A 23,756-nucleotide genomic window follows, 5' to 3' on the forward strand; every position below is an offset into this window, starting at 1 on the left:
GAGGTCCAGAGAACGTGCGACTCCATCGTGTCGAGGGCAACGGGGGCACCACAGACCGACCGAAGCCGCGTAGCGGCCGCTGAGCCGAGTGGATGCCGCCGCAAGCGGAGCGGGCGGCACCGTACGGACTGGCGAGCGCACAGCGTCGCGGCCGCGCAGCGGCCGCTCTTGATCTCCTCTACGCCAAACTCCACACTGCGTTGTTTCAAGCTAGGGCTAGGATCCGTGGCACACTCGATACGCCAGCCGGAGGGTGATGCAGCCGTGCGAGAACCGGGTTTGGGTCAGCTGTATTTCGGAATGGCCGCGGCGGAGAACGAGGTCGCCGACAATCCCGACCGCTTCCTAGCGACCTACCAGGACCGCTGGTCACTTATGCCCGCAGTGGAGCAACATAAACGCTTTCTCATCTTGGGTCCGAAGGGTACCGGGAAGAGCGCCGCTGCCCATTACATCCGGCTCGCATGGGTCAATCGCTTTGGTGCCGAGAGCGTCTTTCCGACGTTCGTTGATTTCGACGAATTGAACCGCACTCAATCACCGCTCGCTAGCATGGATAAGCACCTCGTTGGTGACGTGACGGCCCTTACGGACGCTGCGTGGCGTCTATTCATCGGCGTGCGCCTTCTCGACTCACTACTTCGGGATCAAGCGTGTTATTTGAATCGGGATCCGCAGGTGTCGGGTCTTGTGGAGCAGCTGCGCGTGGCGGGCCTAGCCTCCGACGACTTCCCTCAGGTCCTGCGTCGGGTTCGAGAAAGGAAAGGCGGCTTTGCGTTACCCGGCAATTTGCTAAGCGGGTCGGCCGGGTCGCAGCAAAGTGATCAAGTGCCTGTCAATCAGCTTGGGGACGCTCTGCTGCGCTTAGTTATCGACGCTCGCACGTCAAATCGACACATCCTTGCAATTGATGGACTGGATAAAGCAATTGGAGACAATCCCGCTTACTGGCAGACGCTTGCGGCGCTGGTGCGAGTCGCGGACAGTCTTACCCGAGACCTCCGGAGCGCAGGCGCGGAGCACGTCTTCGTTCTCGTTATGTGCCGAAGCGATGTGTTTCGCCGTGTGCGATTTTCCGACGCCGCCAAGATTTCCGCGGACGGCGGGGTGCATATGGACTGGGGGGCCGAGGCGGAGGACCCAGCAGATATGCGCCTGTGGGACTACATCGCGGATAAGGCGCAGACTTCTAAAGACGAACTGCTCGCGTACCTCCCACGTGCGGTTCGCGTCGGCGTTCGCCAGAGAGTTGAAATAAGAGGCTATTTGCAGCAGTTTACGCGGTACACGCCGCGCGACATGACGCTTCTTTTTACCACGCTGCAGGAGGTGCGCCCGGAGGGGCACTTTACGAACAGTCAGGTTCGGAGGGCTGTGGACAACTTTTCGACGCGTCATCTTTTGACGGAAATAATGTCCGAAGCCACAGGGCTGCTTCCTGAATCGATGATTGACCGCTTTGAGGCAATTCTCAGCGGCCTTCCTCAACGGATCTTTTCGCGCTCTGAACTGGAAGAAGCGCTTAGTGATTCTGGTTTTACAGCCCAGAGTGATGTAGATCGGTTCGGCGAGTATGCGTTTCTCCAGGGCGCAATAGGTAATTATCGGCCGGGTGCGGGTTACGTGCAGTTCTATCATCGACGCGATGCCTATAAATGGCAAAAACAGGGCCCCTGGATCATGAACACTGGGCTCGTGTACGCCTTCAACATTCCTTGGACAAACACACTAGACCGGCGAAGCAATCCCTCAACGCCTGCGTCGGGTCATGGCGGTGTCGACTCAACGACGCCTGCGCGAACGCCGCGGAAGCGCACGCGCCGCGGAAGGCCGTCGTAAGCCCCGGACCTCTTCATAAGCGGTCGCCCGGCGACATGCGACGGCGGGCGTCGCAGGCTCGTTCGTCCGCGGCGCTGGCGGCGCATGGGCCGACCATCTCTCGGGGTACGCCGGCCTGCAAGGGCGCATCAGTCTGTTCCCTGACTGCCTCTCGCCAACCAGTCGTGCGCGAAGGTGTTGCGAATTGATGTAGGTGGATGTGCGGGATGCCGGCGTCGGTGCAACGCCGCTCGATCATCTGACGAATGCCGTTGTCGGTGAGCGCGGCGAACTTGCCGAGCCAGTAGCGGGGGTTGCTCACGTGCTGATGTTTGACGCGGAACCGGTGGTGGCGCCGCAGCGCGGCGACGGCCTTGGCCGTCGCGGCGTCGCGGCGTCGCGGCGTCGCCCGCAGCCTTGGCCTCTTTCGCGAGGTCGCCGCGCACGGCGGTGAAGTCGTCCACCGGCGCGGCGTACAGCCGGTCGGCCGCCGCGGCCACCGCGTCGCTCTCGTCGGGCATGCCGGTTCTCTCACCCACCCGTCCCCGCGTAACCGGTTCGACCTGCATCACCGCGGTCTCGGCCACGCCGGTGCAGGTCGAACCGCAGCGCGTGGGGCGGGTGGGGCTCGAACCCACGACCCAGGGATTATGAGTCCCCTGCTCTGACCTGCTGAGCTACCGCCCCGGCCGGATCAAGCTATCGCAGCGGCCGGGACGAGGACGACGTCGAGCGTGCGGGGGCCGTGGACGCCCTCGACGCGTTGCAGCTCGATGTCGCTGGTGGCGCTGGGGCCGCTGATCCACGTGAGCGGACGGGTGGGGTCGAGCGCCGCCACGGCGTCGGGGACGCCGGGGACGATCTGGTCGGCGCGGACGACGACGAGGTGGTAGTCGGGGACGAGGGTGAGCGCACGCGGGCCCATGCCCGGTCCGGCGTCCAACACGATGGTGCCGGTCTCGGCGACGGCGACGCGGCAGGTGGTCAGCACGGCGCCGACGGTGTCGAGGACGTCGGTGCCGGCCGGCTCGCGCACGACCTCGACCGCGGTGTCGGTCGCGCCGCCGGCGCCGGGGACGAACGCCTCCGGGAAGCCGTCGGGCACGACGACGCGGGTGATGCCGCGCGTCGCGAGCACCGCCGCGACGGCCGCCGCGGGATCGACGTGCGGGTCGGCACGGTGGACGGTCGCGCGGTAGTCGGTGACGCGCTCGACGAACAGCTCGAGCGCCGGTCCGCCCTCGGTCGCGCCGGCACCGCGGTAGTCGCGGACGACGGGCGGGGGATCGGGTCGGTCGGTCAGCGCGGCGCGGATGCGGCCGAGGACCTCGTCGCGCGCGGTCACGGCCCCTCCCACGAGTCGCGCAGCGGGCGTCTCGGCGGCTCGGGGAGATCGCGCGATGCGGTCCATCCGGCCAGCGGTGGGGGCAGGTGCCGCAGCCGCCGGAAGGGACGCACGAGGCGAAGCGCGCGCAGCGCGGCGGTCCAGCGGCGGGGCGAGCGCATGGTCCAGGCGGCGGTGCGCATGGCGGCACGTTCGGGCGTCGCGCCCTTGACCTCGGTGACCCGGGCACGCAGGTGCACCAGCATGGTGGGGATGTCGATCGCGACGGGGCAGACGTCGTAGCAGGCACCGCACAGCGTGGACGCGAACGGCAGGGACGGGTTGGCGTCGACGCCGGTGAGCTGCGGTGAGAGCACCGCCCCGATCGGGCCGGGGTAGACCGAGCCGTAGGCGTGACCGCCGGTGCGTTCGTAGACGGGGCAGACGTTGAGGCACGCCGAGCACCGGATGCAGCGCAGCGCGCTGCGCCCCTGCGGATCGGCCAGCGTGGCGGTGCGGCCGTTGTCGAGCAGGACGAGGTGGAAGTCCTGCCCCTCGGCCGCGCCCGTCCACATCGACGTGTACGGGTTCATCCGCTCACCGGTGGACGAGCGGGGCAGCAGCTGCAGGAACACCTCGAGGTCGCGCCACGTGGGCACCAGCTTCTCGATGCCCATGACCGTGATCAGCGTGCGCGGCAGCGTCAGGCACATCCGACCGTTGCCCTCGGACTCGACGACGGCCAGCGTGCCCGTCTCGGCCACCGCGACGTTGGCGCCGCTGATCGCCACCTGCGCCGACAGGAACTTGGCCCGCAGGTGACGTCGCGCCGCCTCGGCGAGCGCCGCGGGGTCGTCGGTCAGGCCGGGGTCCACGCCGGGCATCTCCCTGGCGAAGATGTCGCGGATCTCGCTGCGGTTGCGGTGGATCGCGGGGACGAGGATGTGGCTCGGCCTGTCGTGGCCGAGCTGCACGATCAGCTCGGCCAGATCGGTCTCGGCGGCGGTGATGCCGGCGGCGGCCAGCGCGTCGTTCAGCCCGATCTCCTGCGTCGCCATCGACTTGACCTTGACGACCTCGTCCGCCCCGGTGGCCTGCACCAGCCCGGTGACGATCGCGTTGGCCTCGGCGGCGTCGCGGGCCCAGTGCACCGTTCCGCCGCGCGCGGTGACGGCGGCCTCGAGCTGCAGCAGGTAGGTGTCGAGGTGGGCGAGCACGTCGTCCTTGATCGCCGCGCCCGCCGCACGCAGCTGCGCCCAGTCCGGCAGCTCCGCGACGACGCCGGCCCGTTTCGTGCGGATCGTCGACGTCGCGGTGCCGAGGTTGCGGCGCAGCTGGTCGTCGGCCAGCGCGACCCGGGCGGCGGCCGGGAACGGCTGGTCCCCGGTGAGCTCGCCCTGCCCGGCCGGCATGCCCAGGAAGGTCATGCCGGGCTCGCCGTACCCGCGGTGCTGGCAAGGATCTCGGCGAGGTGCAGCGTGCGGACGCCGGTCCGCTGTCGCCCCAACCCACCGCCGATGTGCATCAGGCACGACGCGTCGCCCGCGGTGCACACCGCCGCGCCGGTCGCCACCACGTGCGCGGTCTTGTCGGCCAGCATCGCCGCCGACACGTCGGCGTTCTTCATCGCGAACGTGCCGCCGAAGCCGCAGCACGACTCGGCCTCGGGCAGCTCCACCAACTCCAGCCCGCGTACCGCCCGCAGCAGGCGCACCGGCCGGTCACCCACCCGCAGCACCCGCAACGAATGGCACGTCGGGTGGTACGTCACCCGGTGCGGGTAGTACGCGCCCACCTCCGTCACGCCCAGCACGTCGATCAGCAGCTCGGACAGCTCGTACGTGCGCGACGCGACGTCCTCGGCCGCGCGCGCCAGCGCCTCGTCCCCGGCGCGGCGCGCGACCTCGGCGTGCTGGTGGCGGATCGAACCGGTGCACGACCCGCTCGGCACCACCACCGCGTCGAACCCGGCGAACACCTCCGCGTACCGGCGCACCAGCGGCAGCGCCTCGTCCGGGTAGCCGGTGTTCACGTGCATCTGCCCGCAACACGTCTGCGCACGCGGGAACACCACCTCGTGGCCGAGCCGGCGCAGCACCGTCGCCGTCGCCCGCCCGACGTCGGGGAACAGCCCGTCGACGAGACACGTCGCGAACAGCGCGATCCTCATGGCCGACCCGTCAGGACGAGACGTTCTCGAGCACGATCGCGAGCCCCTGGCCGACACCGATGCAGATCGCCGCGACGCCCCACCGGCCGCCGTCGCGGCGCAGGACCTCGGCGAGCGTGCCGAGGATGCGGGTGCCGGACGCCCCGAGCGGATGGCCGATCGCGATCGCGCCGCCGCGGGTGTTGACGATGTCGGGGTCGATCTTCCAACCGTCGACGCAGGCCAGCGACTGCACCGCGAAGGCCTCGTTGAGCTCGACCGCGCTCACGTCGTCCCAGCCGATGCCGGCGCGGGCGAGGGCACGGTTCGCGGCCTCGACCGGCGCGTACCCGAAGTCGCGCGGGTCGAGCGCGAACGCCCCCCGACCGGCGATGCGCGCCACCGGCTCGCGTCCCAGCCGTCCCGCCGCGGCCTCGGAGCCGACGAGCAGCGCGCCGGCACCGTCGTTCAGCGGCGAGGCGTTGCCCGCGGTGATGGTGCCGTCCTTGCGGAAGGACGGCTTCAGCGCCGCGAGCTTCTCCGCCGTGCTGCCGGGCCGGATGCCCTCGTCACGGGGGAGCTCGACGCCGGGCACCGGCACGACGAGCGGATCGTAGAAACCGTCGTCCCACGCGGCGTCGGCGCGCTGGTGCGAGCGCGCGGCGAACTCGTCCTGACGCTCGCGGGAGATGCCGAACTTCTCCTGCAGCTGCTCGTTGGCCTCGCCGAGACTGATCGTCCATTCCTCGGGCATCGCGGGATTCACCAGCCGCCAGCCCAGTGCGGTCGACACCGCGGTCACGTTGGCGACGGGGAACGCCTTGTCGGGCTTGGGCAGCACCCAGGGTGCGCGCGTCATCGACTCGGCGCCGCCGGCGACCACGACGTCGGCGTCGCCGGTCTCGATCGCGCGGGAGGCGATCATCGTGGCGTCGAGGCTGGAACCGCAGAGCCGGTTCACCGTCGAGCCCGGCACCGAGGTCGGCAGACCGGCGAGCAGCGCGGCCATCCGGCCCAGGTTGCGGTTGTCCTCGCCCGCCCCGTTCGCCAGCCCGAACACGACGTCGTCGACGTCGGCCGGATCCAGCGCGGGAGTGCGGGCCAGCAGCGCGCCGAGCGCGGTGGCGGCGAGGTTGTCGGGCCGCACCGCGGCCAGCGCGCCGTTGAAGCGGCCGAACGGCGTGCGGACCGCGTCGTAGAGGAATGCGCTCATCGTCCGAGGGTATGCCCGCCCGCCTGCTGGCGGTGCGCTCAGCGCTGGGGCAGCGTCCTCGTCACGAGCTCGGCGATGAGCCGGTAGCCCTCGGTGCGGGGGTGGATGTCCTGGTACTGGCAGTAGTAGGTGAGCGTGCAGATGCGCGCGACCGGCACCGGGATCTCGCCGTAGGGCTGCAGGGTCGTCGTGCGCTCCTGCGACCCGTAGGCCCCGGTCGCGGCGGTGACGTCGGCGAAGGACGCGCCGCCCCGTGCGTACGCGGCCTGCAGCTGCGGGTTGATCAGGCTGCGGAACGCGAGCACCGAGACGCTCGCGAGCTGCCGTTGCCGCGGGTCGTTGGAGATCGTGCCGCCGAGGAAGACGTCGGGGTAGGTGAGGCCGACGATCCGGGTGGCCGGGCCGGCGGCCGCGCGCAGCCGCGTGACGATCGTGGTGATGTTGGCGGTGATGCGCTGCAGGGCGGCGCTGACGCAGCTCGTCGCGGCGTTGACGTCGGCGGCGGCGGCGCACGCGGTGACATCGTTGCCGCCCAGCGACACCGTGAGCAGGGCGACCTGGCCGCGGTGCGCACGCAGGTAGTCGACCGCGGCGGCCACCTGGGGCTTGCGGTACGGCGTCGCGCCGGGGCCGAGCTGGCGGTCGCCGCACCCGGCCCGGCTCAGCGCGGAGGCCGTCGTCGCGCCACTGCAGCCGAAGTTGGCGAGCGTCAGGTCGTAACCGCGGGCCTTCGCCAGGCGCACGACCTGGTACGCGAACCCGTTGCGCGTCGTGGCGCCGCCGGTGCGTCCGCTCGGCTGGTAGCCGGCGGCGTAGGAGTCCCCGACCGAGACGTAGAGCCGGCCCGCCGCCGCGGTGGGAGAGCCGCTCGACGACGACGAGGCGGTGGCCGGCATCGTCGCGGACGTGGCCGGGGAGACGGTGGGCAGGGTGGACGACGCGTCGCCCCCGGACGAGCCGGAGCAGGCGGTCAGCACGACCGCGGCGGCGGTCCCGACGACCGCGACCGCGGCTCGTCGCCGGGGGCTGCGGCGGGGCGTGCGTCGGTCGGTTCGGCGGGGGATCACCCCCACACTCTAGGAACGGTCGGTCTGCGCAGCGGCGTCGTCGCGCTCACGCCGCCGCGCGGCCCGCGCCGCCGGCGTTATATCGTGCCGGGACGCCGCGGCTCCGACGCCGGGCCGTTCGTCGAGGGGAGTGCAGGACGTGGACGAACGCCCGCTGCGGATCGCGCTCACGTCCTACCGCAGCAAGCCGCACTGCGGCGGTCAGGGCGTCTACGTCCGCAACCTCTCGCGCGAGCTGGCGGCGCTCGGCCACCGGGTCGAGGTGTTCTCCGGGCCGCCGTACCCAGACCTCGACGCGGGCGTGGGGCTCACCGAGGTCCCCAGCCTCGACCTGTACGACGACGCGCACCCGTTCCGGCGCGGACGCGAGTTCCGCGACGCCACCGACGTCCTCGAGTTCGCGACCATGTGCACCGGCGGCTTCCCGGAGCCGCGCACCTTCAGCCGGCGCGTCGTCCGCGTGCTGCGCGCCCGCACCGGCGAGTTCGACGTCGTGCACGACAACCAGACGCTCGGTCCGGCGCTGCTCGCGCTCCCGGGGGCGGGACTGCCGCTGGTGGGCACGATCCACCATCCGATCTCGGTCGACCGCGCGCTCGAGCTCGCGGCCGCGTCGGGTCGGCGCCGTCTCTCGCTGCGGCGCTGGTACGGCTTCGTGCGCACCCAGGCCCGCGTCGCGCGCGGCATGGACCTGCTGCTCTCGCCGTCGCGCAACAGCGTGGCCGACGCGATCCGCGACTTCGGCGTGCGCGACGAGCAGTTCCGGGTCGTCCCGATCGGGGTGGACGTCGAGCGCTTCCGGCCACGGGGTGAGCGGGTGCCCGGCCGCATCGTCACGATGTGCAGTGCCGACGTCCCGCTCAAGGGACTGTCGGTGCTGCTGCGGGCGATGGCGCAGCTGCGCACCTCGCACGCGTCGCTGACCGTCGTCTCGCGCCTCGAACCCGGCGGCCGGACCGAGAAGCTCGTCGCCGAGCTCGGCCTGGCGCACCGGGTGTCGTTCGTCTCGGGCCTCGGCGACGACGAGCTGGCCGAGCTGCTCGCCTCGGCCGAGGTCGCGTGCGTGCCGTCGCTGTACGAGGGCTTCTCGCTGCCGGCGGTCGAGGCCATGGCGTCGGGGACGCCGCTGGTCGCGTCGGACGCCGGTGCGCTGCCCGAGGTCGTGGGACGCGACGGGACGGCCGGCCTGCTCGTGCCGGCCGGTGACCCCGTCACGCTCGCGCGCCGCCTCGACGACCTGTTCGCCGCACCCGAGCAGCGGGCGCGGCTGGGCGCCGCCGCCCGCGAGCGGGCCCGTACCGAGTTCAGCTGGGGCGCGACGGCGCGCGCCACGGCCGGCGTCTACCGCGAGGCGATCGCCCGCCACCGTCGTGAAGGAGCCCGCTGAGTGCTGACGATCGACTTCGACCGGCTCGGTCTCGTCGAGGGTGACCGCCTGATCGACATCGGCTGCGGCGCCGGCCGGCACACGTACCAGGCGCTGCGGCTCGGCGCCGACGTCGTCGCGCTCGACCAGAACACCGACGACCTGCGCGGCATCGACGAGATGGTCGAGGCCATGGCCGAGGAAGGCGAGATCAAGCGTCCCGACGGGCCGGTGACGCTCGCCGCCGACGCCCTCGCCCTGCCCTTCCCCGACGGCTCGTTCGAGCGGGTGATCGCCTCGGAGATCCTGGAGCACATCCCCGACGACCGCGCCGCCATCGCCGAGATCGCGCGCGTCGCCAAGCCCGGTGGGACGGTCGCGGTGAGCGTGCCGCGGCGCTGGACCGAGCAGATCTGCTGGGCGCTCTCGGACGCCTATCACGAGGTCGAGGGCGGGCACGTGCGCATCTACCGTGGCAGCGAGCTGGTGCGGCTGCTCACCGAGGCCGGCCTGGTGCCGCTCGGGCGGCACCACGCCCACGCGCTGCACTCGCCCTACTGGTGGCTCAAGTGCGCCGTCGGGGTGGACGAGGACCACGCGCTGACCCGCGCGTACCACCGGGTGCTCGTCTGGGACCTCATGAAGCGACCCTGGCTGACCCGGACCGCCGAGCGGGTGCTCGACCCCGTCCTCGGCAAGAGCCTGGTGCTCTACCTGGCCAAGCCGTGACGGCGCAGCCGTCGAGCTGGGAACTGCCGCACCTGCCGGGGGTCCTCGCCGCGAGCGAGGTCGCCGCGACGGTCGCCCACATCGCCGACGAGCAGCGCGGCGACGGCCTCGTCCCGTGGTTCACGGGGCATCACGCCGACCCGTGGGACCACGTCGAGGCGGCCATGGCGCTCACCGTCGGCGGCCTGCTCGACGAGGCCCGCGCCGCTTACGCGTGGAGCGCCGAGCAGCAGCGGGCCGACGGCAGCTGGCCGATGGAGATCCGCGACGAGACCTCGGGGGTCGACGACGACACGGCCGCGGGGGACGCGAACCAGGCCGGTTACCTCGCCGTCGGCGTCTGGCACCACTGGCTGGTGACGCGCGACGAGCGGTTCGTGCGAGCGATGTGGCCGTCGGTGCGCAGCGCCGTCGGTTTCGCGGTCGGGTTGCAGCAGGCGGCCGGCGCGATCGCGTGGGCCCGCGACGTCCACGGCGCACCGGCCGACGACGCGCTGCTCACCGGCAGCGCCTGCCTGGTGCTGTCGCTGCGCTGCGCGGTGGCGCTGGCCGACCTCGTGGGCGACCCGCGTCCGGACTGGGAGCTGGCGGTGGCGCGGCTGGCCCACGCCGTCGCCGCGCACCCGGACGCGTTCGCCGACCGCAGCCGCTTCTCGATGGACTGGTACTACCCGGTGCTGGGCGGCGCGGTCCGCGGCCGGGCGGCGCACGAGCTGCTCGCGGCGCGGTGGGACGAGTTCGTCGTCGCCGGCCGCGGCGTGCGCTGCGTCGCCGACCGGCCGTGGGTGACGGCGGCCGAGACGAGCGAGCTCGTGCTCACCCTCGACGCCGTCGGCGAGCACGGTCGGGCGGCCGCCCTGTTGCGCGACGTGCAGTTCCTGCGCACGGACACCGGCGGCTACTGGACCGGCTGGGTCTTCCCCGAGGACACGGTGTGGCCCCGGCAGCAGACCACGTGGACGGCCGGCGCCGTCGTCCTGGCCGCCGACGCGCTGGCCGGCACGACCGCCGGCAGCGGCGTCCTTCGCGGCGACGGGCTGCCGCCGCTGCTCGAGTTCGGCGGCTGCGACGACCACTGCGCCACGGCGCACCGTCCCGCGCCGTGACGACCGACGGAGCACCGGACGACGCCGCCGCCCGCGCGGTCGCCGACGACGCGAAGGGCTTCCTGCCCGGCGACGAGGCCGACGCCCTCCGCGCGGCGGCCGCCGCGGCGCCGGTGGGCACCTGGCTCGAGATCGGCACCTACTGCGGCAAGTCGACCGTCCACCTCGCGACCGTCGCCCGCGCCCGTGGGGCGCAGCTGGTCACCCTCGACCACCACCGCGGTTCGGAGGAGAACCAGCCCGGCTGGGAGTGGCACGACGCCTCGCTCGTCGACCCGCACACCGGCCGCCTCGACACGCTGCCGTCGCTCCGGCGCACGCTGGCCGACGCGGCGGTCGAGGACGCGGTCGCGGTGCTCGTCTCGAGCACGCAGCAGGTCGCGCGGTGGTGGAGCACGCCGCTGACGCTGCTCTTCCTCGACGGCAACCACACCGAGGACGTCGCCCAGCACGACTACGCCGCCTTCGCCCGTCACGTCGTCCCCGGCGGGCTGCTGGCCGTGCACGACGTGTTCCCGGATCCGCGTGACGGCGGCCGACCGCCCTGGCACGTGGTGCAGCGCGCCACCGGCGGCGGCGCGTTCGAGCAGGTCGCCGAGCACGGGTCGCTGCGGGTGCTGCGCCGGAGCGCGGCCGCGTTCGCCTGACGGCCGCACGGGTCCTTGCGTGGCGCGCAACCGAAGTTAGGGTGGTCCGACGCCCCCGTCCGGAAGGTCCTCGGTGGTCACCGCGCTCACCCACGCGCAGTACGCAGCGCTCTTCCGTGCCACGCCGGTGGCCCTCATGGTCTTCGACCGCGACCTGCTGATGACCCACGCCAACCCGGCCTATCTCGCGGCCACCGCGAAGGACCTGGACGAGATCAGGGGCCGGTACGTGTTCGACGTCTTCCCGAACAGCCCGGTCACGCGCGAGGGGTACGACCAGGCCGCCTCGCTCGAGGGGGTGATGCGCGCGGCGGTGACGACCGGCCTGCCCCAGTTGCTGGCGGAGTACCGCTACGACATCCCGCTCGCCGCGGGCGAGTTCGAGGTGCGCTACTGGAACGTCAACGAGATCCCGGTGCTCGACGACGCCGGCGAGGTCGATCTCGTGCTGCACTTCACCGAGGACGTCACTCACCTCGTCCGGGAGCGCGAGGCGCGCGACTCCGCGCGGCGGTTGAACGTGGACCTGCAACGCCGGGTCGCGGCCGCGCAGCTCGACCTGCGGCAGCGGGCCGCCGAGTTGGAGGTCCTCAACCTGCGGCTGCAGCAGGCGAGCGCCCACGACCGCTCGACCGCCGAGGCGCTGCAGCTCGCGATGCTGACCACGCTGCCGGCCGTCGAGCCGCTGCGCCTGACCGCGCGCTACCGCGCCGCCGCCGTCGGGGACCGGGTCGGCGGTGACTGGTACGACGCGCTCGCGCTGCGCGACGGGAAGACCGCCGTCGCGATCGGTGACGTCAGCGGGCACGACATCTTCGCCGCGGCCGTCATGGGTCAGCTGCGCAGCATGCTGCGGGCGTTCGCGTGGGCGTCGGAGGAGCCGCCGTCGCTGATCCTGCGCCAGCTCGACCGGGCCATGCGTGACCTGCAGGTGCAGACGTACGCCAGCGCCGTCCTCGCGACGTTCGAGCGAACGGACGACGCCGGCGCGAGGCGCGTGATGCGCTGGACGAACGCGGGGCACCCCGCCCCGATCCTGCTGCGGCCCGACGGCACCTCGGTGGTCCTCGACGACGGCGGCCCGGCCGTCATGCTGGGGGTCCTGCCCGAGACCCGGCGGCCCGATCACGAGGTCGTCGTCGAGCCGGGTTCGGCGGTGCTGTTCTACACCGACGGCCTCGTCGAACTGCGCGGCACCGACCTGCTCGACCGCACCGTCGCGCTCCGGGCCTCGCTCGAGCGTCACCACACGCTCACCGGGGCGGCCCGGGTCGACGCGGTCATGGGCGACATGCTCGGCGCCGAGCTCGACGACGACGTCGCGGTGCTGCTCGTCGAGCTGGCCGTCACTGGCGACTTCTCCGGCCGACTGGCGACTTCGGGGCCGACTGGCGACCTGTAGGTCGCCAGTCGGCCGGGAGGTCGCCAGTCGGCCGGGAGGTCGCCAGTCGACGCGGGAGGTCGCCGGTCGACGCGGGAGGTCGCCGGTCGACGCGGGAGGGTGCCGGTCGACGCGGGAGGGTGCCGGTCGACGCGGGAGGTCGCCGATCGACGTGACGGACGCGAAGGGCGCGCTTCGCCCGACACCGACCGTTCACCGTCACTTCGCCCTCCCGCCACGGGATGTGCCCGGGGGGCGTCACGGCGGCTTGCGGAACTAGAGCCATGCCGACGAACACCTCGCACCGGCCGCTGACGGTCGACGAGTACACCGAGTGGAACGCAACCGAGCTCGCGCGGCAGGGCGTGAGCCGACGCAGCATGTTGAAGGCGGTGGCGGCCGGCGCGGGCGGTATCGCGCTCGCGCAGTTCGGCATCGCCAACGCCTCGTTCGCCGCCGGCGGCGGCACGGCCGGGACTGCCGGTGTCGTCGTCTCCGGTCGCCATCTCTCCTTCGTCAACGACCACGGGGGACGCCCCGAGTCGGCGATGGCCGTCACCGCGCAGATCGTCAGCAAGACCGGCTCGCTGCCGCGCGGTCTGCGCGCCTTCGTCGACGTCGGCACCGAACCCGGGCGCTACGGGCACCGCGTCGACGCCGACATCGTGCACCTCGTCGGCCAGTACGCGATCGCACACGGTCCGGTCGGCAACCAGTTCTACGTCAAGGCGCGCCTTACCGGGCTGCGCGCCGACAGCGTCTACCACTACCGCATCCGGCTCTCCGACGGCACGACCACCGGCGACGCCTACTTCACCACCGCGCCCGTGCGCACCGTCGGCCGGCACCACCGGGTGGCCGAGGAGTTCACCTTCACCGCGTTCGCCGACGTCGGCACCAACAACGCGCCGACCGACCCCAAGTACGCGTGGGGCAACGACCCGGCCACCGTGACCGGCAACGGTGGCACGTGGCCGAAGGGCGTGTTCGACAACAACTACTACGCGGCGGGCGACCCCATCGCCGGCACGAACGGCACCGACCCCCATCCGGCCGTGACGCAGACCAACCTGATGGCCTCGCAGCGGCCGCGGTTCACACTGCTCGCCGGCGACATCTGTTACGCCGACCCGTCCGGCACCGGCCTGCCCGCCGACGACACGCAGCCGACCCCGGCGGGCAAGAACGCGTTCAACCCCTACGTCTGGGACGTGTTCCTCAACCAGATCGAGAGCCAGGCTGCGTACACGCCGTGGATGTTCGCGACCGGCAACCACGACATGGAGCCGCTGTACGGCAACACCGAATTCCTCGGTGACAGCCCCTCTCACGGCTACGGCGGCCACGCGAAGCGGCTCGACCTGCCGAAGAACGGCCCGCGCACCTGCCCGTCCGTCTACAGCTTCGTGTACGCCAACGTCGCCGTCATCTCCGTGGACGCCAACGACCTGTCCGCCGAGATCCAGACCAACACCGGCTACTCCGACGGTGCGCAGCTCAGGTGGCTCAAGGAGACGCTGCACGAGTGGCGGACGAACCCGCACGTCGCGCCGGGCATCGACTTCGTGGTCGCGTTCTTCCACCACTGCGCCTACTCGACGACGAACAACCACGCCTCGGACGGCGGTGTGCGCAAGGCGCTCGACCCGCTGTTCAGCAAGTACCAGGTCGACCTCGTCGTGCAGGGCCACAATCACCTGTTCGAGCGGACCGACCCGATCCGCCACGGCAAGAAGACGCGGGACGCGCCGGACGGTTCGACGGTCCGTCCGGCCGAGGACGGCGTCACCTACATCTGTGCGGGCTCCGGCGGCCGGCCGCGTTACCCCTTCCGCCCCGCCCCGAGCGCGGACGCCCCGGCCCCGCCCGGCGTCACGCCGTCCGGGGCGCAGGCGCTGCCCGAGGGGCAGCGGTTCCGTGGCTACCAGCCGCCCGGTGGCAAGAACGCGACCGAGAACAACACCGAGAACGTGCTCAACAGCTACGTGTGGTCCAGTGACGGCACCGCGGTCAACGCGTCGGGGTACCCGGCCGGGACGAAGGTGCCCGAGACCGTCGACTGGTCGCAGGTGCGTTACGACGCCTACGCCTTCATCGCCGTCGACGTGAAGCCGGCCGCACCCGGCCGCGCGACGACGTTCACGATCCGGACCCTCGCCGACGCGCTGCCCGGCACGAACGAGCAGTACAGCGAGATCGATCGCCTCACCCTCAAGCGCACCGCCGGTCACGGCGCGATCGACCGCCACCCCTACCGGACGCACCCGCTGCACTGAGACGAGATCGTCGTCGACCGTCGTCACGCCGTGGGTAGACCTGCGGCGTGGCGACGTCGAGAGCACCAGGGCAGAGCAAGGCGGCGGCCTCGCGCACCAGCAAGGCCGCCGATCTCATCGCGAAGCTGCACGACGATCCCGAGGAGTGCGCCCGCATCGCCAAGCTGGCCTACGTCAGCCCCACCGACCCCGGGCTGACGCGGCGCCGCAGCGGCAAGGGATTCACCTACCGCGACGCGGCGGGCGTCACCGTCGTCGACGTCGAGGTGCGCGACCGGATCAAGCGGATCGCGATCCCGCCCGCCTGGCAGGACGTGTGGATCTGCACGCTGCCCGAGGGGCACATCCTCGCCGTCGGCGACGACGACCGCGGCCGGCGCCAGTACATCTACCACGAGCGCTGGCGCTCGTTGCGCGACCAGCTCAACTTCTACCGGCTGATCGGCTTCGCCGCAGCGCTGCCGGCCATCCGTGCCGACGTCGACGCGCAGCTGCGTCGCCGGACGCTCGACCAGGACCGCGTGCTGGGCGCGATGCTGCGGATCATCGACGTCGCGGGGCTGCGCGTCGGCAACGAGGCCTACGCCGAGGAGAACGACAGCTACGGGTTGACGACGCTGACCAAGCGGCACGTCGAGGTGCACGGGCCGCGCATCGACTTCCGGTTCCCGGCGAAGTCCAACAAGCGGGCGGAGGTCAGCATGACGGACGCGGGCGTCGCCCGCGTGCTGACGGCGTTGCTGGAGCGGCGGGGCCGGCGACTGTTCACCGTCGACGGGCAGACCGTCGGGTCCGACGAGGTGAACGCCCGGCTCGCCGAGCTGTCGGGCACCCGCCTCACCGCAAAGGACTTCCGTACCTGGAACGGCACCCTCACCGCGTTCCGTCACCTGCGCGACCGGGTGCCGGCCGGCGACGAGGCCGACCAGCACGTGCTCGCGGCGATCGACGCGGCCTCGCTCAAACTCGGCAACACCCGATCGGTCTGCCGGGCGCACTACGTGCATCCGGACGTCGTGTCGGGCTACACCTCCGGCGAGCTCGAACGGTTCCTGCACGGCCGCAAGGAGCGCGGCGGCAACTGGCTCGACGCCGACGAGCGGCTGATGACGTCGTTCCTGAGCAGCGAGCTCGACGCCCGGGCCGGCGACCTGTTCACGTGACGACGTTCGTCAAGCACGACCCGGCACCGCTCGAGGCGGCCGGGCTGCGCTGGCTGGCCGAGGCGGGCGCCCGGGTGCCCGACATCGTCTCGGCCCGACCGGGACGCCTCGAGCTGCGACGCATCGACGGCGGTCGGCTGGCCGCCGGCGGCGAGGAGGAGCTCGGCCGGATGCTCGCGACGGTGCACGCGGCCGGCGCGCCTCGCTTCGGCTCGCTGCCCGCCCCCGGCGCGTTCCTCGTCGGTCGGTGCGAGCTCGACTCGCCGGAGGGCGACGACTGGAACGACTACTACCTGCAGCACCGCTGCCTGCCGCTCGCACGGCGCGTGGGGCTCGACCGCGAGGTCGCGGAGGTGCGGGTCGAGGCCCCGGTCGAACCGGTGGCCCGCCTGCACGGCGATCTCTGGAGCGGCAACGTGCTGGCCGACACCGAGGGCCGGCCGTGGCTGATCGACCCCGCCGCGTACGGCGGCCACCGCGAGATGGATCTCGCGATGCTCGACCTGTTCGGGACGATCCCCGCCCGGACCGCCGCGGCCTACGACGAGGTCGCACCGCTCGCCGACGGCTGGCGGGAGCGGATCCCGCTCTGGCAGCTGTTCCCGCTGCTCGTGCACGCCGTGCTGTTCGGCGGCGGGTACCGCAGGAGCGCGCACGACCTGGCGGTGCGGCTCGCGCGCTGACCCGCGGGGTCAGGCCGGCTCCGCGCGGCGGGCGAGCAGGACGGTGCGTCGGGCGCTCAGGAACAGGTCGTCGCGGCGCTCGAGGGAGCCCGGGCCGTCCCCGAGCAGCACGGCCAGCGTCTGGTGGTCCTCGGGGGTGAGCCGGTCGCCGAAGTGCTCGCGCTGCCGACCGAGCCAGCCCCGCGCGTAGCGGGCGGCCAGATCGGGGCGGGCCGGTCGCTCGGCGATGTCGAACACCCGCTCGCCGGCGAGGTCGAACCCGGCGGCGGTCAGCATCGCCGCGTAGTCGCCGCCGAGGTGGGGGAGCTGGTGACGGTGCGACTCCAGCCGCGCCGCGGCGAGCCGGGTCTCGAGGCCGGGACGTCCGACGCCGAGGTCATCGGGCAGGAACCGGACGGGGTCGGCGAACTCGGCGACCGCCACGAGCCCGCCGGCCGACGTCACGGTGCGCAGGTCGCGCAGCACGCGTTCGGGGTCGGCCATGTGGTGCAGCGACATCGACGCCCAGGTGACGTCGACCGGGTCGAGCCGTGGGAACGGGTCGTCGAGGTCGGCCCGCAGCGTGGTCACCCGGTCGGCCGTGCCGGCGGCGGCGGCCTTCTCGCGCAGGCGCGCCAGCATGGCCTCGTCGGTGTCGAGCGCGAGCAGCGACGCGTTCGGGAGCGCACGAGCCAGGGCCAGGGTGCCGACCCCCGTGCCGGCGCCGATGTCGAGCACCCGGTGTGCGTCGGGCGCGTGCTCCGCGACCCACGTCGTGGCGGTGGTCCAGTAGGCGGGCAGCGTGTCACCGTCGAGGTCGAGCAGGTCGGCGAGGTGGTTGTCGTCCATGCCGGACACGGTAGTCAGGCCATGCGGCTACGGCATACCATCTTGCGCATGACGCAAGAAGACCTCGACGCCGTCATCCGGGCCCGGATCCGGGGGCTGCGGCTCGCCCGCGGGTGGTCGCTGGACGCGCTGGCCGGCCGCTGCCACATGAGCGCGTCGACGCTGAGCCGCATCGAGACCGGTGGCCGTCGCATCTCGATCGACCAGCTCGTGCCGATCGCGCGCGCCCTCGACTCCACGCTGGACGAGCTGGTCGACACCAGCGAGGACGAGGACGTCGTCATCCGCCCGCACCGCGATCGTGCCCACGGCATGACCCGCTGGGTGCTCTCGAAGCCGGACGGGCCGCGCGGCCTCACCGTGGCCAAGCTGCGCTACACCGCGCGGACGCCCCGGGGGGAGCTGCGCGTACACCCCGGCCACGACTGGTTCACGGTGCTGTCCGGCACGGCGCGGCTGCACCTCGGCTCCCGGGTGATCCTGGTCGAGACCGGCCAGGCCGCGCAGTTCGACTGCATGACCCCGCACGCCGTGACCGCGCACGACGGACCGGTCGAGATCCTGGCGATCCTCGACCACGAGGGCCGTCGCTCCCACCTCGCGGCCGTCGACCTCACCGGCGTCGACTGAACGCCGTCACGCCAGCACGAGCTGGGCGATCAGCTCGCGGCGGCTGCTGACGCCGAGCTTGTCGAAGACCGCCTTCAGATGGTCCTGCACGGTGTGCGGGGACAGGTGCAGCGACGCGGCGATGACCTTGGTCGACGCCCCCTGCAGGACGAGCCGCGCGACGTCCTGCTCGCGTGCCGTCAGACCTCGGGCGGCGAGGGCCAGCTCACCGACGGCCGCCGGGGCCGCGACGTCGACGGTGACGACCACCGACCGCGCGCCGGACCCGCCGTCCAGCGGCATCGCGTGCAGGGCCAACCATCGTCCGTGGCGGCCCAGGACCCGCGTGCGGGCCGGTTCCCGGCTCGCACGGGCGAGCGCGACGACCGACAGCACGTTCGCGGGCAGCGAGCCGTGGTCCCAGCCGCCCAGGTCGTCGATCTGCCGCGGCACGGTGGCGGTCATGTCGGTCACCCGGTCGGTGTCGTCGACGACCAGGACCGCCGCGCCGCAGGTCGGTGCAGCGTGCGCGGCCGGCGGCGCGAACAGCGTGCGCCGGACGCCGTCGGCGAGGAGCTCGTGGACGCCGGCCAGCTCGTCCGCCTCGCGCGTGGTGAACGGCGGCCCACCCTCACCCCGGTACAGCGCCAGCGCCCCCCACACGGCACCCCGCGCCCGGCAGACCAGCCGCAGTTCGTCGGTGAAGCCGAAGGCCGGCGTCATGTAGTCGCGCAGGCGCCGGCAGCGCCCGACCTCCCCGCCGGTGTCGATCGACAGCACCCCGACGGGCACCGGCCGGCGCGCGATCTCGGCCAGTTGGTTGACGTCCGGTCGGCCGTACTCGGCGGCGGCGAAGTCCTCGTCACCCATCGGCAACGGGTGGGACTTGTAGGCGGCGGTGATCAGCTCGCTGGCCGGGTCGGTGGTCGCGAGACAGGCGAAGACGAAGGGCACGTGGCGGCGCACGGCGCCGAACACCGCCCGGGACAGCGACTCGACGTCCGGGCAGGACGCGGTGGCCGTGCCGAGGCGTTCGGCCAGCGTGCGGGTGCGCACCGTCGCCATCGGTCCATGGTGACCGCGTCGGCGGTCTCGCGGAACCGGCCCGAAGTCCCCACAATTCTGGGATGGGCCCGCGTCCCGCATGCGGCCACGCTCGAGGCCATGACGACCGAGACACACGCCCACACCGCCCGCTGCTGGTGGAATCCGGACCAGGCCCGCTGGAGCTGCGGCGCGCAGCCCGCCGAACCGTCGACCGCCCGCCCTGCCGAGGTACCAGACGCCATGGACCGGCCACTGGTCGACGTCCGGGACATGCTCGTGGTCCACACCGCGCTGCTGCGCGAGTTCCGGCTCGCGCCGATGGCCGTGACCCGCACGGCTTCGGGCGACCGCCGCCGGGTCGCAGCCGTGGCCGCGCACCTGCGCTTCGTGTGCGAGCTGCTGCACCACCACCATCAGGGCGAGGACGCGCTGCTCTGGCCGCCGCTGCGGGAACGCGCGGCACCGGCGGCGCAGCGGCTGATCGACGAGGGCGAGACGCAGCACGACGGGCTCGACGCGGCGCTGCGTCGCGTCGGCGAGCTGCTCGAGGCCTGGGTCGAAACACCCGATGTCGGCAACCGTGACGGCCTCGCCGGCCACCTCGGGGCCCTGCACGTCCTGCTCCGCGACCACCTCGAGTTCGAGGAGCGCGTGCTGCTGCCCCTGGCGGCCGGCGTGCTGACGTCGGGGGAGTGGCACGCGATCGGTGCCGCCGCCGCGGCGGCCATGCCCAAGCCCGCCCTCGCGCTGGCCTTCGGCATGTTCGCCTACGAGGGCGACCCCGCCGTGCTGCGCGACATGCTGCGAGCCGCGCCGGCCGTCCCGCGACTGGTACTGCCACGCGTCGCGCCGCGGCTGTACGCGCGGCGCGCCCGGACGATCCACGGCACCGCCCGCCCCTGACGCGGATGCCGACCCGAGGACGTCAGACGTCGGTCACGCGGGGGGCGACCTCGGTGCCGAGCAGCTCGATACCGCGCAGCAGGTCGGCGTGCGCCAGCCGGGTGTTCGTCATCTGGATCGACACCCGGTCGAGGCCGCCGAGCTGCTGCGACACCCGCCGCAGTTTGCCGGCGACGGTGTCGGGGTCGCCGAGGAAGAACGCGCCGTCCGGGCCGCTGGTGAGGTCGAACTGTGCGCGCGACGGCGGCGGGAAGCCGCGCTCGCGCGAGACCTTGGTGAACATCTCGTGCCACCCGGGGTAGATCGTGTCGGCCGCGCTCTGCACGCTGTCGCCGACGAAACCGAAGACGTGCAGGCCCACGCGCAGCCGGTCGGGTGAGTGGCCGGCCTCGGCCCCGGCGCGGCGGTAGAGCTCCACGAGCGGGGCGAACCGGCGCGGCTCGCCGCCGATGATCGCGACCATCAGGGGCAGCCCGAGCAGGCCCGCCCGCACGAACGACTCCGGAGTGCCTCCCACGCCCACCCAGATCGGCAACGGGTCCTGCACCGGGCGCGGGTACACGCCCTGCCCGGTCAGGGCGGGCCGGTGCCGGCCCGACCACGTCACGTGCGTGGACTCGCGGATCGCGAGCAGGAGGTCGAGCTTCTCGGCGAACAGCGAGTCGTAGTCGGCGAGGTCCAGCCCGAACAGCGGGAATGCCTCGGTGAACGATCCGCGCCCCACGACGAGGTCGATACGGCCCCCCGAGACGAGATCCAGGGTGGCGAACTGCTGGAAGACGCGGACCGGGTCGGCGGCGCTCAGCACGGTGACCGCGCTGTTGAGTCGGATGCGTGACGTCTGCGCGGCGGCCGCGGCGAGCAGGATCGGTGGTGCGGAGTCGTAGTACTCCTCGCGGTGGTGCTCGCCGATCCCGAACGAGTACAGGCCCGCGGCGTCGGCGAGGGCGATCTCGGCCAGCAGGTGCTCGATGCGCTCCTGTGCCCCGACGACGCGCTCGGTCGCCGGGTCGGTGACGGTCGAGACGAAGCTGTCGACGCCGACGTGCATCTGGTCCTCCTGGGAACGGTGTCGTCGCCGCAACGGTTGCCCGACGGCGCTCATTCCCCAGTCTCAGGGCAGCCGCTCGCGCAGCCACGTCCGGGTCCCGGCGGCGACGCGGGCGAGCTTCGGACGCTGCTCGATCGGCACGACGAGCAGGGCGGCGGCGTCGGGCAGCGACCACTTGAGCTCGTGGTACACCCGGGACAGCGACGCGTCGCTCGCGACGAGCACGAGACCGTCCGCGGCGGGATGCAGGGCCTCCCACGGGCCGGGGACGGTGACGTCGACGGCGGCATCGGACCAGGCGAGGTATACGGCCACGGCCCCATCCTGGTGCCCGCGCCGGGAAGGAACCACCTTCCTCTATTGTCTACTGATCCGACAGGGTTTATGTATCCCGTCCACGTCGTCGAGTCGAGCGCGAAACAGGGGAACGTCGCACATGTCTGCGTCCGAGTACGCGCCGCCACCGTCGGCGACGTCGGCAGCGGTCCGCGCCGGCGGCGAGACGGTCGTGTCGCGCTTTTGCCGCGACCGGTGGGCCGTCGCCGGCGTGGTCGTGGTCGTGGTGCTCGTCGTGGCCGCGTTCGCAGCCCCGCTCATCACCGCGATCAACGGTCAGAACCCCTACAGCTACGCCTACCGGGGCGCCCTCGGCGACGACGGCGCCCCGGTGGGCGCGCTCGGCGGTGTCGGGCTTACCCACTGGTTCGGCGTCGAACCGCTGACCGGCCGTGACCTCTTCGCGGTCGTCCTCTACGGGGCCCGGACGTCGATCCTGGTGGGAGTGGGCGCCACGGTCGTCGAGGTCGTGATCGGCGGCCTGCTCGGTGCCGCCGCCGCACTGTTCGGCGGCTGGACCGACCGCATCCTGAGCCGCGTCACCGACGTCGTGGTCGGCTTCCCCAGCCTGATCTTCATGATCGCACTGGGCGCGTTCGCGCCGGAGGGTTTCCCGAAGGGGCTGCTGGTCGTGCTCGTCATCGGCCTGCTGGGGTGGGGGTCGACTGCGCGCATCGTCCGCAGCCAGTGCCTGTCCCTCATGCAACGCAACTTCGTCACCGCGTCCCGAGCCATGGGGGCCGGGCCGGCGCACCTGCTGCGCGAGCAGCTGCTGCCCAACCTGGCCTCGACCCTGATCGTCATCACCGCCACGCACATCCCGATCAACATCGGGTACGAGGCCGCGCTCTCGTTCCTCGGCGTGGGGGTGCCGCCGCCGACGCCGGCGTGGGGACGCACGATCAGCAACGCGGTCGCGTGGATCGCCACCGATCCGTGGTACCTGCTCGCGCCCGCGGCGGCGCTGTTCCTCGTGACCTTCGCGTTCAACCTGGTCGGGGACGGCCTGCGCGACGCGCTCGACCCGCGCCTGGCCGGTGGCGAATGACGTTGCTGCGCGGGCGCACCGTCCGCTACGTCGCGCGACGGCTGGCGTCGACACTGGTCGTCCTGCTGGTCATCGCCACGCTGTCGTTCGTGATCTTCCAACTGCTGCCGAGTGACGTCTCGCAGGCGTCGTGCGGCAAGCCGTGCACGGCGCAACGGCGGGCCGAGGTGCGCCAATTCCTCGGTTACGACCACTCGGTACTGGTCCAGCTGTGGGACTTCGTGCGCGGTGTCGTCGTGGGACGCAGCTACGGCGAGGGTGGGGCCCGCGTCGACTGCAGCGCCCCGTGCTTCGGCTACTCGTTCCGCCTCAGCGACACGGTGGCCTCGCTCATCGGGCAGCGCTTCCCGATCACCGCCTCGATCGCCGTCGGCGGCGCGCTGGTGTGGCTGTTCGCCGGCGTCGTCGGCGGCGTGGTCGCGGCGCTGCGACGCGGCACCGCGCTCGACCGCGCCGCGCTCGCCTCGACGGTCGTCGGGGTGTCGGCGCCGACCTACCTGGTCGGGCTCGCCGGCATCTACCTGCTCGGCTTCAAGCTCGACGTGCTGCCCGTCGGCAACTACGTCCCGTTCACCGCGAGCCCGGGCCAGTGGGCGTACCACCTCGTGCTTCCGTGGCTCGTCATCGCGTTCACCGAAGCCGCGATCTACACGCGATTCACGCGCAGCCAGCTGCTCGAGACCATGTCCGAGGACTACGTGCGCACCGCCCGGGCCAAGGGTCTGCGCGAGCGCCGCGTGGTCGTACGGCACGGGTTGCGCAACGCGCTGCTGCCGGTCGTCACGCTGTTCGGTCTCGACCTCGGCGTGCTCCTCGGCGGCGCCGTCATCACCGAGAAGATCTTCAGCATGCAGGGCCTCGGCGCGCTGCTGGTCGACTCGATCAACAACCTCGACCTGCCCGTCGTCCTCGGCATCACGCTGTTCTCGGCCGTCCTCATCGTCCTCGCCAACCTCGTCGTCGACATCGCCTACGCGGTCCTCGACCCGCGCATCACCGAGAGCGCCTGAGC

Annotated in this window: 23 protein-coding genes and 1 tRNA gene; 13 read left to right on the forward strand and 11 right to left on the reverse strand. The window is 72.3% G+C overall.

The window, feature by feature from the left end; all coding sequences use genetic code 11:
- Nucleotides 1-264: 264 nt before the first annotated feature.
- On the forward strand, nt 265-1,839 hold the full coding sequence (locus BUE29_RS22000) for a P-loop ATPase, Sll1717 family (RefSeq protein WP_143168130.1): 1,575 nt from the start codon (nt 265-267) through the stop codon (nt 1,837-1,839).
- 13 nt (nt 1,840-1,852) lie between these two features.
- On the opposite strand, the gene BUE29_RS22005 is transcribed toward BUE29_RS22000, so the two are convergent.
- The 7 genes from BUE29_RS22005 to BUE29_RS10895 all read right to left on the reverse strand — a co-directional run bounded on the left by BUE29_RS22005 (nt 1,853) and on the right by BUE29_RS10895 (nt 7,571).
- Nucleotides 1,853-2,140: a hypothetical protein gene (locus BUE29_RS22005; RefSeq protein ID WP_143168131.1), complete on the reverse strand. Its 288-nt coding sequence runs from the start codon at nt 2,138-2,140 to the stop codon at nt 1,853-1,855.
- Between the two features lie 291 nt (nt 2,141-2,431).
- Nucleotides 2,432-2,505: transfer RNA gene (locus tag BUE29_RS10870), tRNA-Ile, on the reverse strand.
- Between the two features lie 7 nt (nt 2,506-2,512).
- Nucleotides 2,513-3,163, reverse strand: a complete 651-nt coding sequence (locus BUE29_RS10875) for a LutC/YkgG family protein (RefSeq protein WP_073391072.1) — start codon at nt 3,161-3,163, stop codon at nt 2,513-2,515.
- Nucleotides 3,160-4,569 (reverse strand): lactate utilization protein B, encoded by a 1,410-nt coding sequence (locus BUE29_RS10880; RefSeq protein ID WP_073390014.1) that lies wholly within the window; start codon nt 4,567-4,569, stop codon nt 3,160-3,162. Before BUE29_RS10880 ends, BUE29_RS10875 begins: the two co-directional genes overlap by 4 nt.
- The gene (locus BUE29_RS10885) at nt 4,566-5,312 is read right to left on the reverse strand and encodes a (Fe-S)-binding protein (RefSeq protein WP_073390017.1); all 747 of its coding nucleotides are present in this window, start codon (nt 5,310-5,312) and stop codon (nt 4,566-4,568) included. Before BUE29_RS10885 ends, BUE29_RS10880 begins: the two co-directional genes overlap by 4 nt.
- Before the next feature lie 10 nt (nt 5,313-5,322).
- On the reverse strand, nt 5,323-6,504 hold the full coding sequence (locus BUE29_RS10890; protein ID WP_073390019.1) for a thiolase family protein: 1,182 nt from the start codon (nt 6,502-6,504) through the stop codon (nt 5,323-5,325).
- Nucleotides 6,505-6,542: 38 nt separating this feature from the next.
- Nucleotides 6,543-7,571: an SGNH/GDSL hydrolase family protein gene (locus BUE29_RS10895; protein ID WP_143168132.1), complete on the reverse strand. Its 1,029-nt coding sequence runs from the start codon at nt 7,569-7,571 to the stop codon at nt 6,543-6,545.
- 139 nt (nt 7,572-7,710) lie between these two features.
- On the opposite strand from BUE29_RS10895, the gene BUE29_RS10900 reads away from it, so the two are divergent.
- From BUE29_RS10900 to BUE29_RS10935, 8 genes are all read left to right on the forward strand, one after another.
- Nucleotides 7,711-8,958 (forward strand): glycosyltransferase family 4 protein, encoded by a 1,248-nt coding sequence (locus BUE29_RS10900; RefSeq protein ID WP_234971419.1) that lies wholly within the window; start codon nt 7,711-7,713, stop codon nt 8,956-8,958.
- Nucleotides 8,959-9,666, forward strand: coding sequence for a class I SAM-dependent methyltransferase (locus BUE29_RS10905; protein ID WP_073390025.1), 708 nt, complete (start codon nt 8,959-8,961; stop codon nt 9,664-9,666).
- The gene (locus BUE29_RS10910) at nt 9,663-10,772 is read left to right on the forward strand and encodes a prenyltransferase (RefSeq protein ID WP_073390029.1); all 1,110 of its coding nucleotides are present in this window, start codon (nt 9,663-9,665) and stop codon (nt 10,770-10,772) included. Before BUE29_RS10905 ends, BUE29_RS10910 begins: the two co-directional genes overlap by 4 nt.
- Entirely contained in the window at nt 10,769-11,419 is a 651-nt protein-coding gene (locus tag BUE29_RS10915) for a class I SAM-dependent methyltransferase (protein ID WP_073390032.1), read from the forward strand. Before BUE29_RS10910 ends, BUE29_RS10915 begins: the two co-directional genes overlap by 4 nt.
- 73 nt (nt 11,420-11,492) lie before the next feature.
- The gene (locus BUE29_RS10920) at nt 11,493-12,821 is read left to right on the forward strand and encodes a PP2C family protein-serine/threonine phosphatase (protein WP_073390035.1); all 1,329 of its coding nucleotides are present in this window, start codon (nt 11,493-11,495) and stop codon (nt 12,819-12,821) included.
- Between the two features lie 263 nt (nt 12,822-13,084).
- Entirely contained in the window at nt 13,085-15,076 is a 1,992-nt protein-coding gene (locus BUE29_RS10925) for a purple acid phosphatase family protein (protein ID WP_073390038.1), read from the forward strand.
- Nucleotides 15,077-15,123: 47 nt separating this feature from the next.
- Nucleotides 15,124-16,239, forward strand: a complete 1,116-nt coding sequence (locus BUE29_RS10930; RefSeq protein WP_084180962.1) for a DNA topoisomerase IB — start codon at nt 15,124-15,126, stop codon at nt 16,237-16,239.
- Nucleotides 16,236-16,922: a fructosamine kinase family protein gene (locus BUE29_RS10935; RefSeq protein ID WP_073390041.1), complete on the forward strand. Its 687-nt coding sequence runs from the start codon at nt 16,236-16,238 to the stop codon at nt 16,920-16,922. The genes BUE29_RS10930 and BUE29_RS10935 overlap by 4 nt, the downstream gene beginning before the upstream one ends.
- Nucleotides 16,923-16,931: 9 nt before the next feature.
- Here BUE29_RS10935 and BUE29_RS10940 read toward each other — a convergent pair whose 3' ends face one another.
- Nucleotides 16,932-17,750: a class I SAM-dependent methyltransferase gene (locus tag BUE29_RS10940; protein WP_073390044.1), complete on the reverse strand. Its 819-nt coding sequence runs from the start codon at nt 17,748-17,750 to the stop codon at nt 16,932-16,934.
- Between the two features lie 48 nt (nt 17,751-17,798).
- On the opposite strand from BUE29_RS10940, the gene BUE29_RS10945 reads away from it, so the two are divergent.
- A complete protein-coding gene (locus tag BUE29_RS10945; protein WP_073390047.1) occupies nt 17,799-18,380 on the forward strand; it encodes a helix-turn-helix domain-containing protein in 582 nt (193 codons plus the stop codon).
- A 6-nt stretch (nt 18,381-18,386) separates the two neighbouring features.
- Here the strand turns inward: BUE29_RS10945 and BUE29_RS10950 are convergent, their stop codons facing one another.
- On the reverse strand, nt 18,387-19,424 hold the full coding sequence (locus BUE29_RS10950; RefSeq protein WP_073390050.1) for a response regulator transcription factor: 1,038 nt from the start codon (nt 19,422-19,424) through the stop codon (nt 18,387-18,389).
- A gap of 99 nt (nt 19,425-19,523) precedes the next feature.
- On the opposite strand from BUE29_RS10950, the gene BUE29_RS10955 reads away from it, so the two are divergent.
- Entirely contained in the window at nt 19,524-20,309 is a 786-nt protein-coding gene (locus BUE29_RS10955; RefSeq protein ID WP_084180963.1) for a hemerythrin domain-containing protein, read from the forward strand.
- A gap of 22 nt (nt 20,310-20,331) precedes the next feature.
- Here BUE29_RS10955 and BUE29_RS10960 read toward each other — a convergent pair whose 3' ends face one another.
- Together BUE29_RS10960 and BUE29_RS10965 are read right to left on the reverse strand one after the other, a co-directional pair.
- Entirely contained in the window at nt 20,332-21,360 is a 1,029-nt protein-coding gene (locus tag BUE29_RS10960; protein ID WP_073390055.1) for an Atu2307/SP_0267 family LLM class monooxygenase, read from the reverse strand.
- 63 nt (nt 21,361-21,423) lie between these two features.
- The gene (locus BUE29_RS10965) at nt 21,424-21,675 is read right to left on the reverse strand and encodes a hypothetical protein (RefSeq protein ID WP_073390058.1); all 252 of its coding nucleotides are present in this window, start codon (nt 21,673-21,675) and stop codon (nt 21,424-21,426) included.
- Nucleotides 21,676-21,796: 121 nt separating this feature from the next.
- On the opposite strand from BUE29_RS10965, the gene BUE29_RS10970 reads away from it, so the two are divergent.
- Together BUE29_RS10970 and BUE29_RS10975 are read left to right on the forward strand one after the other, a co-directional pair.
- The gene (locus tag BUE29_RS10970) at nt 21,797-22,744 is read left to right on the forward strand and encodes an ABC transporter permease (RefSeq protein ID WP_073390061.1); all 948 of its coding nucleotides are present in this window, start codon (nt 21,797-21,799) and stop codon (nt 22,742-22,744) included.
- Complete coding sequence (locus BUE29_RS10975) at nt 22,741-23,754, forward strand: ABC transporter permease (RefSeq protein WP_073390065.1); 1,014 nt, start codon at nt 22,741-22,743, stop codon at nt 23,752-23,754. Before BUE29_RS10970 ends, BUE29_RS10975 begins: the two co-directional genes overlap by 4 nt.
- The last annotated feature ends 2 nt before the right edge of the window (nt 23,755-23,756 follow it).

The sequence above is a fragment of the Jatrophihabitans endophyticus genome (genome assembly GCF_900129455.1).
Classification (GTDB): Bacteria; Actinomycetota; Actinomycetes; order Mycobacteriales; family Jatrophihabitantaceae; genus Jatrophihabitans; species Jatrophihabitans endophyticus.

Excerpts from the sequence above, each read along its gene's own strand:
- BUE29_RS10890 (WP_073390019.1), bottom strand. The coding sequence starts at position 6,504 with ATGAGCGCATTCCTCTACGACGCGGTCCGCACGCCGTTCGGCCGCTTC.
- BUE29_RS10880 (WP_073390014.1), bottom strand. The coding sequence starts at position 4,569 with ATGACCTTCCTGGGCATGCCGGCCGGGCAGGGCGAGCTCACCGGGGAC.
- BUE29_RS10970 (WP_073390061.1), top strand. The coding sequence starts at position 21,797 with ATGTCTGCGTCCGAGTACGCGCCGCCACCGTCGGCGACGTCGGCAGCG.
- BUE29_RS10950 (WP_073390050.1), bottom strand. The coding sequence starts at position 19,424 with ATGGCGACGGTGCGCACCCGCACGCTGGCCGAACGCCTCGGCACGGCC.
- BUE29_RS10925 (WP_073390038.1), top strand. The coding sequence starts at position 13,085 with ATGCCGACGAACACCTCGCACCGGCCGCTGACGGTCGACGAGTACACC.
- BUE29_RS10955 (WP_084180963.1), top strand. The coding sequence starts at position 19,524 with ATGACGACCGAGACACACGCCCACACCGCCCGCTGCTGGTGGAATCCG.
- BUE29_RS10940 (WP_073390044.1), bottom strand. The coding sequence starts at position 17,750 with ATGGACGACAACCACCTCGCCGACCTGCTCGACCTCGACGGTGACACG.
- BUE29_RS10960 (WP_073390055.1), bottom strand. The coding sequence starts at position 21,360 with ATGCACGTCGGCGTCGACAGCTTCGTCTCGACCGTCACCGACCCGGCG.
- BUE29_RS10975 (WP_073390065.1), top strand. The coding sequence starts at position 22,741 with ATGACGTTGCTGCGCGGGCGCACCGTCCGCTACGTCGCGCGACGGCTG.
- BUE29_RS10885 (WP_073390017.1), bottom strand. The coding sequence starts at position 5,312 with ATGAGGATCGCGCTGTTCGCGACGTGTCTCGTCGACGGGCTGTTCCCC.
- BUE29_RS10945 (WP_073390047.1), top strand. The coding sequence starts at position 17,799 with ATGACGCAAGAAGACCTCGACGCCGTCATCCGGGCCCGGATCCGGGGG.